Raw genomic sequence first — 15180 nt, 5'->3', positions numbered from 1 at the left:
GAAAAAAGCTAAACTTTTTTCATTGGGTATTTTTATATTTAATTTAGTAAACTTTACCTTTTCTTAACCTTTGTTTTAATTTCTATTAAGTTTTTATCAGTATATTAATATTTGTACAAAGTACTGTATAGAAAATGTGCATTACTTTTAATATATAGATTCAATTATTATTAGAAATACTGTAAGGAGGAGATTATGACAAGGTGAAAAAGCAAGTAGGAAAAAGTGGTAGAGCAATACCGATGCGGTTAAATATTTTATTTTTATGTGTATTTTTATTATTTTCTGCAATGATTATACAGTTAGGTAAAGTACAAATTTTCGATGGAGAGACTTATAAAAATGAAGTAGAAAAGAGAGAAAATGCAACTGTGAGCCTATCTGTCCCACGTGGGAAAATATTTGATCGAGAAGGGAATCCAGTTGTTGATAATACATCTTTACGCACGATCACGTACACAAAGATGAAAGGTGTAAAATCAGAAGATATATTAAAAACTGCAAGACAACTTGTAGACATAATTGAAATGCCGCAAGAAGATATAGATAAGTTAAATGAGACAGATAAGAAAGATTTTTGGATGCAATTAAATCCGAAACTGGCTGAAAATCTAGTATCGAAAAAAGAAATAGATACATTTAGAGAAAAGGATATTAGCGGCAAGAAGCTAGATAAAAAAATAGAAGAGTTAAAAAGAAAACGGGTTACAGATAAAAATCTTCAGGAATTAACAGAGAAAGATATAAAAGTGTTAGCTATTAAAAGTAAGATGACTTCTGGTTATCAAATGGCTCCTCAAATTATTAAAAAAGATGTTAGTGAAAAGGAATTTACTATAATTAGTGAAGGTTTAGCGAATCTCCCAGGTGTAGACGTATCGGTGGATTGGGAGAGAGTGTATGTAAATGATGGATTATTCCGATCTGTTCTTGGAAATGTTTCTAATTCCGATGAAGGATTACCAAGTGAACGATTAGATTACTACTTGGTACGTGATTATAGCCGAAATGATAGGGTTGGAAAAAGTTATATCGAGCAGCAATATGAAGATGTACTTCATGGTACAAAAAAAGAAGTAAGAAGCGTTGCAGATAAACAAGGTAATACAATTAGAACGGAAACCGTTTCTGAGGGAAAGAGCGGTAAGAATTTAACTTTAACAATAGATATGGAATTACAGAAAAAAGTAGAAGAGAGCATAGAAAAAATATTAAAGGCCTATAAAGGTTCAGAATCGATGTTGGACCGTGCTTTCGTTGTAATGATAAATCCGAAAAATGGTCAAGTATTATCAATGGCAGGGAAAAAATTAGTAGAAAAAGATGGGAAAACAGAAATTGAAGATTATGCTTTAGGTACGATGACAAGTTCATATGAGCTTGGATCAACAGTTAAAGGTGCGACAATATTGGCTGGTTTCGAAACGAAAGCTATAACACCAGGTACTTACTTTTATGATGCGCCTATGAAGTTTAAAGGAACTAAGGAGAAAAAGTCTTGGAAAGATTTCGGTAATATTGATGATCTAAGAGCTTTACAAGTTTCTTCTAACGTTTATATGTTTAATACAGCATTAAAAATTGCAGGTGTAGATTATGTGAAAAATAGTTCATTAAATATTAAACAGGAGTACTTTGATAAAATGAGGTATTATTTCAGGCAATTTGGATTAGGTGTTCCAACGGGTATTGATTTACCGAATGAAACAGCTGGACAAATTGGTAAAAAAGATAATCAACCTGGTTTTTTACTAGACTACTCAATTGGCCAGTATGACACCTATACGCCACTTCAGCTTGTACAGTATATTTCAACAATCGCAAACGGTGGATATCGAATGAAGCCACAAATTGTTCAAGAGGTAAGAGAGCAAACGTCGCAAAAAGATGAGATTGGTAAAGTGGTGCATGCAGTAGAACCAATCGTTTTAAATAAGATAGATATGAAAGAGGAATATATAAATCAAGTAAAAGAAGGATTTAGAAGGGTATTCCAAGAAGGTGATGGAACAGGAGTAAGGGCGTTCCAAAAAGCATCTTATAAGCCAGCAGGTAAAACAGGGACAGCACAGACAGTATACGGTGGAGAAAGTGATATTGGAAGAAATGAAAAAGGTGAGCGAAGAGAATGTTATAATTTAACGTTAGCAGGATATGCGCCGTATGATAATCCTGAAGTAGCATTCTCTGTAGTTGTGCCGTGGGTTATTAATGATAAATCTGGTATTAACTCTGATATTGGAAAAGAAGTTTTAGATGCTTATTTTGAATTAAAAAATAAGCGATTAACTGGCGAAGCACCAAAAACAGATGACTCTAAAGAGAATTAAAATATACGAAACGTCTCTAGCAATTATATGAACTAGAGACGTTTTTTACATACGAATAGATTAGAAATGAGGTATATATGAAGCAATTGATTCTAAAAGATCGGAGAAAAATATGTAGCTATTTTTCTTCTTTTCATCATGGTGATGTTGTAATAATAAAAAAAGAAGACTCGGCTACATACTACGTGAAACGAATTATTGGATTACCGGGGAATAACATACAATTAAGAGACGATGAGGTATATATTAACGGTAAAAAGCGTGATGAGTCGTATATACAGTTAGATATGTCACAAGTATCAAATCGTTTTTCAAACTGTAGAGAAATGAAAGTTCCCACGCATAAATTATTTGTGTTAGGTGATAATCGAAATCATAGTAAAGATAGTAGGAATACGCTTGGACTAATTGATGAGTCAAATATAATAGGTAAAGTGAAGATGGTATATTATCCATTTGATCAAATAAAATAATTCTATTAGATATGCACGTTTAATAAAACAAATCATATATTGATAGCATAGGACAAGCAGAAAAGCTTATCCTAACCTCACAGAACACTCCTTATCACAGTTAGGCATCTACATTTTATGTAGATGCCTTTTTCAATGTCTGATAATTATTTATCAACCTAAAGTAGTAAGTATATTGGGACTATTAAGGGAAGATTGCTTGTAATAATAACATTGAATTGTAGGAGTGAGAAATAAGTGATGAATATTTTAATAGTTAATTTCCCTGCAGAGGGACATGTAAATCCTACATTAAGTTTAGTAAAGGCCTTTACTGAAAGAGGTGATAACGTACACTATATTACAACGGAAAGTTTTAAGGAAAGGCTTGAAGTTTTGGGAGCCATTGTACATACTCATCCGGATTTATTAAAGGAGATTTCTATTGATAATGAAACTTCATATGGATTAAAAACTTTCTTTCATGTACATGTTCAAACTTCTTTATACATATTAGAAATTACGAAACGATTATGTAAAAGCATTAATTTTGATTTCATAGTTTATGATATATTTGGTGCTGGAGAGTTAGTAAAGGAATATTTACAAGTTCCAGGCATAGTTTCCTCTCCTATATTTTTAATTCCACCAGTATTATTGGAAACCTTGCCTTTTCATCCAAATGCAGACATACAATTCCAACCCGATGAACTCTCTGAAAAGTTACTGTATCAAATGGAACATGAATTTGGAGTAAAGCCCAAAAGTAATCTTCAATTTATGCATAATAAGGGAGATATTAGTCTCGTGTATACATGTCGTTATTTTCAACCTAATAGCGATTCGTTCGGAGAAAACAATGTTTTTATTGGACCGAGTATTATAAAGCGCAAAACAAATGTAAAGTTTCCACTTGAATTGCTTTCAAAAAAGAAAGTTATTTATATTTCAATGGGAACACTTCTCGAAGGGCTCGAACCATTTTTTAATACTTGTATTGATGCTTTTTCAAATTTCGAAGGGATTGTAGTAATGGCGATTGGTGATAGAAATGATATTTCAAAAATTAAGCAAGCGCCAGACAACTTTATTATAACCCCTTACGTACCTCAATCAGAAATATTAAGTGAAGCAGATGTTTTTATTACACATGGTGGAATGAATAGTGTGCACGATGCAATCCATTATAATGTCCCATTTGTGATAATACCGCATGATAAAGATCAACCTATGATAGCGCAAAGATTAACTGAGCTTGAGGCAGCACATAGATTATTGAAAGAGCATGTTAATGTGCAAACTTTAAAAAAGGCGGTAACAGACGTTCTTTCAAATAAAAAGTATAAACATGGCATTCAAAAACTGAATGAAAGTTTTTTAGAGTGTGGTGGTTCCAAAAGAGCCATTGCAGTTATTGATGCTCTTTTAAATAAATAGTTCGGATAATATAAAAGCATAGAGGCTCTACCTGTATGCTTTTATATTATTATCCAGCAAATTGTACAGCAGTATTCGCATGTAAATAAGCAGTATCAAAAACAGGAACAGATAGATCATTTTGGGAAATGAGCAAAGGAATTTCCGTACAGCCAAGTAGAATTCCTTCAGCCCCATTATTAATTAATGAATTGGTAATTTGTATTAGTTTTTCTTTTGATGTTTCTGAAATAACTCCTCTACTTAATTCATTTAATATGACGTGATGGATAAAAGTTCTTTCTTCGTCATTTGGGATGATTGTCTCAATGTTATATTTTGCTAGTCGTGATGTATAAAAATCTTCTTCCATTGTTTGTTTCGTTCCTAATAATCCGATCCGTTTTATATTCTGTTCTACCATTTCTTTAGCACTTACATCACCGATATGAAGAAGTGGGATTGATATTGCTTGTTCTACTTCCTCAGCAAATAGATGTACGGTATTAGAACACATTAGTAAACATTCAGCTCCTGAGTTTTCTACCTTTTTTGCTACCGTGACTAATTCATTTTTCACTTCTTCATATTGATGGTTTTGCAATAATGTAGTTACCTCCCCAAAGTCCATGCTATATAAAACAAGCTTCGCATTTTGATCATATTTAGAGAGAGTCAGTGTATTAATGTGTTTATAGTACAACGATGTTGATTCCCAACTTAGTCCGCCAATTAAGCCAATTACTTTCATCATGCATTCCTCCCGTAACAATTTTGAATTTATTATTTCATAATTCCGATAAGAATACAATGATTTAAGTGAACTATTTATCGAAAAATAAAAATAGTAAGAAAAGTATTGAAATTATTTATTGTTAGTGCCATAATACAGATTACAAATACATACTTATCCAGAGAGGTAGAGGGAACGGCCCTTTGAAGCCTCAGCAACCCCTATGTAATTACATAGGAAGGTGCTAATTCCGCAGAGGACACTATGTGTCTTTTGAAAGATAAGGGGATTCTTGTACGTGAAAGAAAATGACCTCTTATTTAAGAGGTCATTTTTTGTTGTATAGAAAGGAAGTGTCGATGCATAATTCATTTTCAAAATAAATATAGAGTATTAAAAGTTGAATAATACGAGAGGGGAATTGTAATGAACAAATTAACGACAAAGCTAGTAGTAGCTATTGGAATTGGAGCAGCTTTATACGGGGTATTAGGGCTTTGGGGATTTTCTATCGCGCCGAATACATTTATTAAACCCGCATTGGCTATTTTAACAGTTTTTGGAGCGTTATTTGGCCCGGTAGCAGGGCTTTTAATAGGACTCATCGGTCATACCGTTACAGATACGATCGCTGGTTGGGGTATTTGGTGGGGATGGGTTATTAGTTCAGGTATTATTGGTTTTGCAATGGGACTCATACAAAAAAGAGTTGGTTTTAGTGTAAAACATGGAACGTATAATAACCGTGATATTTCTTATTTTGCAATTGCAGGGTTAATTGGTATTGTCATAGCAATTATATTTGCTGGAGCATTCGATATTATTGTGATGGGAGAACCGTTTGACAAAATAGTTATACAAGTACTAGGCGCAACAATTGCAGACGTTATCGTATTTTTAGTTCTTGGCTTACCAATCACGATCGGTCTAGCGAAATCAAATAAGAAACATACACATTTAAAAATTGAAAAGTAGGGATGTATACATGCAACCAATTATTTCTTTTGAACAATTTACCTTTCAATATAGGCATACCACGCAGCCTACTTTAAAAGATATTACATTTCAAATATATCCTGGGGAAAAGGTACTTATCGCTGGACGAAGTGGTTCAGGTAAGTCAACATTAGCTCATTGTATAAATGGGCTAATCCCATTTTCTTACGAAGGGATAAGTACCGGTAACATTTTAATAGCTGGAAAGGATCCGAGAAAAGGTAGTGTTTTTGAACAGAGTAAACACGTAGGGACAATATTACAAGATCAAGATTCACAATTTATAGGCCTTACTGTCGAAGAGGATGTAGCATTTGCATTAGAAAACGATTGTGTAAATCAAATAGAAATGAAAAAGATTGTTACGGATTCTTTAAAAAAGGTAAGCATGCAGGACTTTCATACACAAAGTCCGCATGAATTATCAGGAGGTCAAAAACAGACAGTCTCTCTTGCAGGTCTGCTAACGACAAATGCCGATATATTATTATTTGATGAACCGTTAGCTAATTTGGATCCTGCATGTAGTTTGAATACAATAGAACTCATTAAAAATATACATGAGAAATATAATAAAACAATTGTAATTATTGAACATCGAATAGAAGAAATTTTAAACCTTGATTTAGATAAAATTATTTTAATAGATGAGGGAGAAGTTATTGCCGTTGGTTCACCGGATAGTATTTTAAATTCTAATATATTACCAAATATCGGACTAAGAGAACCTATTTATATAGAGGCGCTAAAGAAATTAAATTTTGATAGTAATAATGTTAGGGTATTTCCAATTGAAAATCTTCGTAATACAGGCGTTCATAGCCTATTAAAGAACTGGATGCATAAGCAAGTTTCATCAAAAAACAAATATATTAAAAAAGCTTTATGCAAGATAGAAAATTTATCATTTACGTACAATAACAAACATACAGCCTTAGAAGATATCAACCTTTCAATAGGAGAGGGAGAAATAGTAGCGTTATTGGGTCATAATGGAGCAGGGAAATCGACATTAGCTCATACTCTTATAGGAATAAATAAAACGAAGAATGGGAGAATAACATTCGATGGAGAAAATATAAATTGTTGGTCTATTCGTAAACGCGGGGAAGTTATTTCTTACGTTATGCAAAACCCAAATCAAATGATTACACAGCCTACTGTTTTAGAAGAGGTTTCATATTCATTAAAATTAAAAAAGGTTTCTAAAGATGAGATTGAGAAAAGAGTCGAAAAATCTTTAAAAATTTGTGGATTATATCCATTTCGTAACTGGCCAATTCAGGCATTAAGCTATGGACAAAAAAAGAGGCTTACTATTGCATCTGTACTTATAACAAACCCAAAACTTATTGTATTAGATGAGCCGACAGCTGGACAAGATTATTACCATTACAAACAGTTTATGTCGTTTATTAGAAAACTGGCTGAAAAGGGCATATCCTTTATTATTATCACACACGATATGAATCTTGCTTTAGAATATGCAGATCGAGCGGTAGTTCTGCATGAAGGGAAAATTATTGCGGACAATACTGTATCTGCTGTTTTAGGGGATAAAGGAACGTTACAAAGAGCTAATCTACGGGAGATTTCATTAATAAAACTAGCTAAATTAAGCGGAATTCCAACTCCAGAAACATTTGTGCAACTTTATATTGAAGCTAATAGGAGGGAGGAATATGCATAATACGTATTTGTATCGTATGGATGGTGCAATTAAATTATCTTTATTTATATTTTGTATGACACTTACTTTTTTATTTTTTGATTTTCGTATATTGCTAATTTTATTTATTATTGGATGTATCGGCCTCTTAATTGCAAAAATTCAATTGCGTAAAATTATAGTTATTTTCAGCGTTATATTTACATTTAGTTTATTAAATTCCGTTATGATTCTTTTCATTACGCCCACCCATGGATCGGAATTAACGGGATCGTATACCTCTTTTTTTTATATAGGTTATGCAACAATTACATATGAAACTTTATTTTATGCAGCTACACTTTCATTGAAATATTTTACGTTATTACCATTTACACTTCTTTTTATTTATACAACTCATCCAAGTGAATTTGTAAGCAGCTTAAATAAATTTGCTGTTCCTTATAAAATTACATATGCAATAAATATTGCACTGCGTTATATACCAAGTATTCAATCTGAATATATAATCATTAGACACGCGCAGGAAGCAAGAGGCGTACCTTTTGAAAAAGGAGAAGCGAGCTTGTGGATTCGTATGAAAAACCGTGTTTTAATTTTTTGGCCACTTATTATTCATTCATTAGAAAGGATTGATACTGTTTCAAATGCAATGGATTTAAGAGGTTTTGGAAAAAAGGATAAACGAACGTGGTACTATGCAAAAGACGCACAAAAGGAGGATTACATCACACTTTTTGTTGGTATTATCATTTTGATTATTGCAGTTTACTTAAAGCTGAATGTATTCCAAAGCTTCTGGTACCCATTTTAAAGCACTCTCAATAGAGTGCTTTTACTAATTTTTATAAAGACATGCTCAAAAAAGGGAGATATACATACTGTATAATACGAACCAGTTAAAATGATCAACTACCTATTAGTTTTCAAACCAAAAGGAGGAAAAAATATGAGTTTCGGCGGTTCTTGTGGTTTTGGTGGAGGTTTCGCTTTATTAGTTGTGTTATTTATTTTATTAATTATTGTTGGATGTAGCTGTTGGAGCTAAGGGTACTAATTTCTAATTAGTCTCTTCTAAATGTAAATTAAAAAAACATAGCAGATACTTTTTGTATCGAAATAAAAAAGGAGCCATTATGCTCCTTTTTTATTTATTATGCAACGTGCTCTCATTATTATATTTTGGGAATGTAATAGTTAAAGTAGTTCCTTTATTAACGATACTTCGGATTTTTAAACTGCCTCGCATCGTTTCAATAATTTTAACAGCAACCATCGTTCCTAAACCCGTACCTTTCGTTTTTGTACTAAAATATGGTTCGCCAAATCGATTAATTTGCTCTTGCGACATTCCAACTCCACTATCTTGAATCCTTATTATGACCTTATTATTGCTAACAGTTGCAGAAATAATTAGATTACCGCCACATGGCATTGCTTCTATACTGTTTTTTATTAAATTTAAAAAACATTGATGGAAGTGCTGTGTATTACCAATAATTGTTCCCTCTGAGAACTCTTTTGTAATATTAATAGTATTCATGTTACAAAAAGGCAACATCATATTAATAACTCGATTTAACTCGTGCTCCACTGAAATATGATCTAGTTTTTCTGAAGCCGGTTTGGCAAAAGTTAAGTAATCATCAATAATTGCTTGTGCACGATTTAATTCTTCAAGAATATGTTCAATATACTCATCTTTGGATTGTTGAGTTATATTGGGTGTTTTTAAAAGTTGTGTAAATCCTTTTACAACAGTCAATGGATTCCTTACTTCATGTGAAATACTTGCAGCGAGTTGGCTGACAATCTCCATTTTTTCAACTTTTATTAATTTTGATCGCATAAATATTGCATCTTTTAAAACCTCATTAAAATAGACCATAAATAATATTAAAATAGTTGGTAATAGAATGAAATAAATAATGTACAAATTATTCACTTCAAAATCTGATAGAGTTAAAACAATTACTGTTGTAAATATTGCAAGGAAAAAAGTTAAAAACATAGATGAAGTTACTTTTATTTTCCTATTGTATGTATTAAATTTTGATGATACGAATGCTGTAATTATTAACATCGTTCCATAAACAATGATTGTTAACAGGCTAAAACCATAAAACATAAAACGTATTATTAATAAAATCATGAGTAATGCAATACCGACTGGAAATCCACCATAAAGTGTACCAATTAAAAAGGGGATTTGTCTTAAATCGTGAATATAATTTTCATCCATATAGATGGGGTACCGCATACATAAAATTAGTGGGATACTCGTACAAAGAATGATAAGTAGTTTCTTATATTTCTTCCCGAAGTACCCACTATCATAAATAAAATAAAAAACAAATATACTGCTTAAAATATAAAGAAGATTATTTAAAACATTTTGATTAATGTAAACAAAGTTCATAATACATGCCTCGTTATCCTGAATTTCAATCCCATATGTATTATACATTATAAAAGTACAAGTTTTACATGTACTTTTACAATGTATTTAGTTTTTATAGATTTTCAGTGTTATAGGCTTTTAACCATGCATTATTAAACTCTTCCATTGACGCATAGCGCTCACTACGATTTTCATTTACAGCACGGTATGCTACTTCATATAAGCCTGCACTAGCTTCCCATTTCATAAAGGAACGATCTTGCCCGCCACCTAATAGTGCGAAAGCTATAGCGCCCATATTAAATACATTAGTTTTCCCGTCTATCATAGCATTAAGTTGAAACTCTTCAGGTGACATAAAACGAGATGACCCCCACATTCGTCCCATCTTATTTACATACGGTTTGTTACTGTATAAATCAATATCACAAATTTTTGTTTCATTAGTTTTAAAGTTGTACAAAATACTACCGTCATAAAAATCAATAGCTACATAGTTTTTGTGTTCAACGTAAGTATGGAAATTAAGAATAGAATTTAATGAAACTAGCCTGTTTTTAACGGATAATTTTTTATATTTATAAAATGGTGAGTTAGGATCATTATATTTTGCTGGGGGTGGGAAACTCCAGTGCGGGTGGAGACATTCACCGTCAAACCAATCAAAAATTAAAACATATCCATGTTGTACAGGGTAGTGATCAATTAAACTTATAAGAGAAACGTGTTTTAATTCATTGTATATAGTAACTGAGCTTTTTAATCTTTGTATAGCTTCATTTGTAGAAGCATTATATGGGAGTGTTTGTGCCCCTGCATATTTTATAAAGTTCTTTTTCCCATTCTTTTCAACACCAAAACTTATATTACCGGAATCTTGTTGGTCAAAAACCGCAAATACTGTACCTAGTTTTGTAAGCCAATCAAAATTATGATGTTTTTTTAGTTGGAATGTTATAGTATCTAACTGAATTTTAACTGGAATATCTTTCATAATTCACCTCAAATTTAATATAATTAAGTTGTCCATTACAGTATTCGACATATTTTGTGAAATCCCTATATTTATAAATTTAAATTTTATAAATATAATAATATATAGTTATAAGGAGGAAAGCAAATGGATGGAAAAATCATAATTAAACCGTACCAACAATATTGGCATACAGAGTTTTTAAATGAAAAAAATAAAATTGTGCCGTTACTCCATGAAGAAATTATTGCTATTGAACATATCGGAAGCACAGCTGTAGAAGGGTTAGGGGCTAAGCCTCTTATTGATATGATGATCGGCGTAACAAATTTACAAATTACCGTAAATTGGAGGGAAGCCCTAGAAGAAATTGGCTATGAATATGTTCCTAAAAAAACACCTAATTGGCGTTTTTTTAGAAAAGGTAAATGGAGAGCTGGTACCCACCATTTACATGTTTATATTTATAATAACGAGGAATGGAGGAACAACCTTTTATTTCGAGACTTTCTAATAAATCATGAGTGGGCACGTGAAGAATATAGAGTATTAAAAGAGATGCTTGCTGCTGCATATCCTTTTGATCGTGTTTCATATACAAATGCAAAAGCACCGTTTATTTGCAACATATTAGAATTGGCCAAAAAGGAGATAAATAAAATATAAGTAGTTCGCAGATTCTCATTTTATTTTAATCTTTCTCTCATGTTATTCTCTCTTTTACTTGATACACTGCTGATTATAGAGCTTTTGAGTCAAAAGGAGATTATATAAAATGAAGAAAATACTTAGAAATAAATGTTTCCATATATATGTTAAAATAATCGGTATTACTTTTATTGTTTGTAGTGTAGAATTGCTATTTATTAATGTTTTGTACGGGAATGTATTAAATGTACAATGGCTAAATAAGAAATTAGGTTCTTTAGGTGAATACGGGGTAATTATAGCTGCATCATTATGGTTCTTGCGTCATATATGGTTATTTTTAAAGAAGAAACATATTCACAGATTTAAAATAATTAAAGAGCTATATCTTTTTATAAAACATTTTCACGTATTAATTGGATACGCTGTAATAGCTGTTGCGACTACTCACGGTGTTTACTTTTTAATAAAAGGAAGTCGGCATATTATGCTAGTATACAGTGGTATATTTTCTCTTTTAACCTTAATAGCATTAGGGATTGCGGGATTTGTTTTACAACAAACTAATAAGAAAACGAAATTGATAATGTATCGAAAAACACATCAAATCGTTGCAATTATATTCGGAATAGAATTACTTATTCATTTAATCGTATAGGAGGAAGTATCGTTGCAACATATACTAATTATTGAGGATGAGGAAAGCTTAGCAGATTTTTTAGAATTAGAATTAAAGTATGAAGGATATATAGTAGATATACAACTTGATGGAAGAAAGGGATTAGAAGCAGCACTTGAAAAGAATTACGATCTCATATTACTTGATTTAATGTTACCAGGATTAAATGGACTGGAAGTATGTCGTCGACTAAGAGCAACTAAAAGTACACCTATTATTATGTTGACTGCTCGTGATAGTATTATGGACCGTGTGACAGGGTTAGATAGTGGAGCTGATGATTATCTTCCAAAACCGTTTGCAATTGAAGAACTTTTAGCACGTATGAGAGTGATTTTTAGGAGAGAAGAAAATACAGAGCAAAAGTACGCATCATTTCTTTCGTTTAAAGATCTACAGCTTCAGATTGAATCTCGAACTATAACTAAAGGAAATGAAGAAATTGAACTTACAAATAAAGAATTCGAGCTACTGCTTATGTTTATGAAAAATATTAATCGAGTTCTTACCCGTGATATTTTACTGGACCAAGTATGGGGTTATGATGCAATGGTTGAGACGAATATAGTCGATGTATATGTTCGTTATTTACGTAATAAGTTACATAGTGTGGATAAGGAGGAGTATATCCAAACAGTCCGCGGTGCTGGATATATAATGAAATGATAAAAAACATTGTGCACCGAATTCGAAATTTACCTATAAAGTGGAAATTAACACTTTGGTCCACTACACTAGTATTCATTTTGTTTATTTTGTATAGCACGTTACAATTCATTGTAATTAATAAGTGGACTATAGATTATGAACAGAAACAAATAAACAGACAATTGACAGAAATAGCGGCATATTTTCAAGATAAAAACGAAATGCTCTCGAGCAAAACATTTGAAAATAGTAAAGAATTTCTAAATAATATGATTGATAAACATCAAATGATTCGTATTATCGGAAATGATGGAAAGCCCATTGTTACTGTTTCTCGAGATTTTAATGAAGCTTGGATAAAACCAAAACAGGTTACCCAAGATGAATCCTTAATAAAAAGACATATAGAAGATCGAATATTAGTTGAGCGCATACCAATTCAAACAAAAAAATTCACGGGAACTATTGAACTTACGAAAAACTTAGAGACATTTGATCATTTATTAAAAATTATCTTAGTGGTAATGGTCTTTGCAGGGATATGTGGATTAGTGTTTAGTTTTTTAGGCGGAATACTTATAACGAAAAAGCTTTTATCAAGTGTTCAAAACATAACGGATACGATGAAGCGTATTAAGAAAAACGGACTAAATGAAAGAGTTCCAGTACGAGAAAATAATGATGAACTCGCAAAATTATCGATTCTTTTTAATGAAATGATGGATGAAGTGGAAACTTCTTTTACACAGCAAAAACAGTTTGTAGAAGACGCATCGCATGAATTAAGAACACCATTAACAATTATTCAAGGGCACTTATCAATGCTGAATCGATGGGGGAAAAATGATCCAGCTATATTGGATAAATCTCTTCAATCCAGTTTAAAAGAAGTAGATCGATTAAATAAATTAGTTTCAGAATTGCTAGAGCTATCAAGGGCTGAATCAGAACAGATACATCCAATAGCAGCTGAACGAGTCCATGTTAATAGCGTATTAAAACAAGTTACACAAAACTTTGCAATACTGCAAACTGACTTTCAATTTGATATGAAATTGGATGCAGATGAAGCGTATGTTTCAATACCATCATCTTACTTAGAACAAATAATTATTATTGTAATGGATAATGCAGTGAAATATACAAAAGAAGCTAATAAGTATATTTGCATTGAATCAAGTATGCGGTCAGGCAAAATTAAAATCCGCATAATAGATCATGGGGCAGGAATACCTGAAGCAGATTTACCATTTGTTCTTAACCGTTTTTATAGAGTTGATAAAGCGAGAAGCCGAAAACAAGGTGGAAATGGGCTAGGTTTATCAATTGCAAAAAGGCTTGTAGAAAAATATAACGGAGCTATTCAATTAGAGAGTAAAGAAAACGAAGGAACAATTGTTACAATTACATTTCCTGATACTACACATGAATAGTTAAAGGTAAAAAATTCTTTTTGAAAATACTCTTTAAAAGGAGGAATACATTTTGTATTTCCTCCTTTTTTGATGCTTAGTAATCAAATTATTTTATTTATTTCGATATTTAAAGTACATTGAAAGGATTAAGGGGGAATAATTAATGAAAGCTATTGTACATCAACATAAAAAAGGGTTAGAAGGTTTAGAATATAAATTATCACCGGAGATAACTCCTAATGTGGGGGAAGTTAAAGTGAAATTAAGAGCAGCAGGTTTAAATCATCGTGATTTATTTATAATGAATAATAGAAAAGAAATGGAACTACCATTAGTTTTAGGGTCAGATGGTGCAGGTATTGTTATAGAACTAGGAGAAGGAGTTTCAAATATTTCACTACATACCGAGGTTATTATTAACCCTAGTATTGGATGGAATAATACTCATGAAATACCAGAGTTACCTGAAGTACTAGGTGGACCAGCCGATGGAACGTTTGCTGAATATGTTATTGTACCAGCAGAAAATGTAGTGGAAAAGCCATCATATCTTACGTGGGAAGAATCTGGCGTTTTATCTTTATCGGCATTAACTGCATATAGAGCGCTTTTTACAAAAGGTAGATTAAAACCTGAAGAACATGTCCTAATTCCGGGAATCGGCGGTGGTGTAGCTACTTATGCTATGTTATTTGCTAAAGCAATTGGAGCAAAGGTGAGTGTTACTTCAAGGATAGAGGGAAAAAGAAAGGCTGCTGAAAAATATGAAGTGACCCCCGAAAGTTAGACAGGTCGTTTCATTAGGCAGCCTCTAGGGTAT

Annotated in this window: 14 protein-coding genes, 1 pseudogene and 1 riboswitch; of the genes and pseudogenes, 12 read left to right on the top strand and 3 right to left on the bottom strand. The window is 32.0% G+C overall.

Annotated features, from left to right (window positions below; translation table 11 throughout):
- The first annotated feature begins 203 nt into the window (after positions 1-203).
- The 3 genes from CQ058_RS02430 to CQ058_RS02420 all read left to right on the top strand — a co-directional run bounded on the left by CQ058_RS02430 (position 204) and on the right by CQ058_RS02420 (position 4219).
- On the top strand, positions 204-2330 hold the full coding sequence (locus tag CQ058_RS02430) for a peptidoglycan D,D-transpeptidase FtsI family protein (protein ID WP_002189770.1): 2127 nt from the start codon (positions 204-206) through the stop codon (positions 2328-2330).
- A gap of 77 nt (positions 2331-2407) precedes the next feature.
- Positions 2408-2803, top strand: coding sequence for a signal peptidase I (gene lepB / locus CQ058_RS02425; RefSeq protein WP_002189769.1), 396 nt, complete (start codon positions 2408-2410; stop codon positions 2801-2803).
- Positions 2804-3040: 237 nt separating this feature from the next.
- Positions 3041-4219, top strand: a complete 1179-nt coding sequence (locus tag CQ058_RS02420; RefSeq protein ID WP_105589436.1) for a macrolide family glycosyltransferase — start codon at positions 3041-3043, stop codon at positions 4217-4219.
- A 49-nt stretch (positions 4220-4268) separates the two neighbouring features.
- Here the strand turns inward: CQ058_RS02420 and CQ058_RS02415 are convergent, their stop codons facing one another.
- Positions 4269-4952 (bottom strand): aspartate/glutamate racemase family protein, encoded by a 684-nt coding sequence (locus CQ058_RS02415; protein WP_002032436.1) that lies wholly within the window; start codon positions 4950-4952, stop codon positions 4269-4271.
- Between the two features lie 150 nt (positions 4953-5102).
- Positions 5103-5218: riboswitch (SAM riboswitch) on the top strand.
- A gap of 139 nt (positions 5219-5357) precedes the next feature.
- Between CQ058_RS02415 and CQ058_RS02410 the strand changes: the two genes are divergently transcribed.
- From CQ058_RS02410 to CQ058_RS02395, 4 genes are all read left to right on the top strand, one after another.
- Positions 5358-5906, top strand: coding sequence for an ECF-type riboflavin transporter substrate-binding protein (locus tag CQ058_RS02410; protein WP_002013166.1), 549 nt, complete (start codon positions 5358-5360; stop codon positions 5904-5906).
- A 10-nt stretch (positions 5907-5916) separates the two neighbouring features.
- A complete protein-coding gene (locus tag CQ058_RS02405; protein WP_002189767.1) occupies positions 5917-7617 on the top strand; it encodes an ABC transporter ATP-binding protein in 1701 nt (566 codons plus the stop codon).
- Positions 7610-8410, top strand: a complete 801-nt coding sequence (locus CQ058_RS02400; protein ID WP_002189766.1) for an energy-coupling factor transporter transmembrane component T family protein — start codon at positions 7610-7612, stop codon at positions 8408-8410. Before CQ058_RS02405 ends, CQ058_RS02400 begins: the two co-directional genes overlap by 8 nt.
- Positions 8411-8545: 135 nt before the next feature.
- Positions 8546-8644, top strand: a complete 99-nt coding sequence (locus CQ058_RS02395) for a YjcZ family sporulation protein (protein ID WP_000007808.1) — start codon at positions 8546-8548, stop codon at positions 8642-8644.
- 99 nt (positions 8645-8743) lie between these two features.
- Here the strand turns inward: CQ058_RS02395 and CQ058_RS02390 are convergent, their stop codons facing one another.
- The gene (locus tag CQ058_RS02390) at positions 8744-10063 is read right to left on the bottom strand and encodes a sensor histidine kinase (RefSeq protein ID WP_033709154.1); all 1320 of its coding nucleotides are present in this window, start codon (positions 10061-10063) and stop codon (positions 8744-8746) included.
- A gap of 46 nt (positions 10064-10109) precedes the next feature.
- A complete protein-coding gene (locus CQ058_RS02385; protein ID WP_002189764.1) occupies positions 10110-10991 on the bottom strand; it encodes a protein kinase family protein in 882 nt (293 codons plus the stop codon).
- A gap of 126 nt (positions 10992-11117) precedes the next feature.
- Here CQ058_RS02385 and CQ058_RS02380 point away from each other — a divergent pair, with 126 nt between their 5' ends.
- From CQ058_RS02380 to CQ058_RS02360, 5 genes and pseudogenes are all read left to right on the top strand, one after another.
- Positions 11118-11636 (top strand): GrpB family protein, encoded by a 519-nt coding sequence (locus tag CQ058_RS02380; protein WP_002032428.1) that lies wholly within the window; start codon positions 11118-11120, stop codon positions 11634-11636.
- A gap of 109 nt (positions 11637-11745) precedes the next feature.
- Positions 11746-12276, top strand: a complete 531-nt coding sequence (locus CQ058_RS02375) for a hypothetical protein (protein WP_002032426.1) — start codon at positions 11746-11748, stop codon at positions 12274-12276.
- A gap of 12 nt (positions 12277-12288) precedes the next feature.
- Positions 12289-12963, top strand: coding sequence for a response regulator transcription factor (locus CQ058_RS02370; protein ID WP_002189763.1), 675 nt, complete (start codon positions 12289-12291; stop codon positions 12961-12963).
- The gene (locus CQ058_RS02365) at positions 12960-14378 is read left to right on the top strand and encodes a HAMP domain-containing histidine kinase (protein WP_002189762.1); all 1419 of its coding nucleotides are present in this window, start codon (positions 12960-12962) and stop codon (positions 14376-14378) included. The genes CQ058_RS02370 and CQ058_RS02365 overlap by 4 nt, the downstream gene beginning before the upstream one ends.
- 145 nt (positions 14379-14523) lie before the next feature.
- Positions 14524-15126, top strand: a pseudogene (locus tag CQ058_RS02360) (alcohol dehydrogenase catalytic domain-containing protein); the annotation flags it as partial.
- Positions 15127-15180 lie beyond the last annotated feature (54 nt).

The organism is Bacillus sp. MYb56 (assembly GCF_002976445.1).
Classification (GTDB): Bacteria; Bacillota; Bacilli; order Bacillales; family Bacillaceae_G; genus Bacillus_A; species Bacillus_A mycoides.
Note: the sequence above shows the minus strand (reverse complement) of the source record. Positions and strands in the feature narration are given on the sequence as shown.

Bases quoted from the DNA above. Each gene is read 5' to 3' on its own strand.
- lepB (WP_002189769.1), top strand. From the start codon at position 2,408: ATGAAGCAATTGATTCTAAAAGATCGGAGAAAAATATGTAGCTATTTT.
- CQ058_RS02390 (WP_033709154.1), bottom strand. From the start codon at position 10,063: ATGTATAATACATATGGGATTGAAATTCAGGATAACGAGGCATGTATT.
- CQ058_RS02410 (WP_002013166.1), top strand. From the start codon at position 5,358: ATGAACAAATTAACGACAAAGCTAGTAGTAGCTATTGGAATTGGAGCA.
- CQ058_RS02365 (WP_002189762.1), top strand. From the start codon at position 12,960: ATGATAAAAAACATTGTGCACCGAATTCGAAATTTACCTATAAAGTGG.
- CQ058_RS02415 (WP_002032436.1), bottom strand. From the start codon at position 4,952: ATGATGAAAGTAATTGGCTTAATTGGCGGACTAAGTTGGGAATCAACA.
- CQ058_RS02405 (WP_002189767.1), top strand. From the start codon at position 5,917: ATGCAACCAATTATTTCTTTTGAACAATTTACCTTTCAATATAGGCAT.
- CQ058_RS02395 (WP_000007808.1), top strand. From the start codon at position 8,546: ATGAGTTTCGGCGGTTCTTGTGGTTTTGGTGGAGGTTTCGCTTTATTA.
- CQ058_RS02380 (WP_002032428.1), top strand. From the start codon at position 11,118: ATGGATGGAAAAATCATAATTAAACCGTACCAACAATATTGGCATACA.
- CQ058_RS02400 (WP_002189766.1), top strand. From the start codon at position 7,610: ATGCATAATACGTATTTGTATCGTATGGATGGTGCAATTAAATTATCT.
- CQ058_RS02385 (WP_002189764.1), bottom strand. From the start codon at position 10,991: ATGAAAGATATTCCAGTTAAAATTCAGTTAGATACTATAACATTCCAA.
- CQ058_RS02375 (WP_002032426.1), top strand. From the start codon at position 11,746: ATGAAGAAAATACTTAGAAATAAATGTTTCCATATATATGTTAAAATA.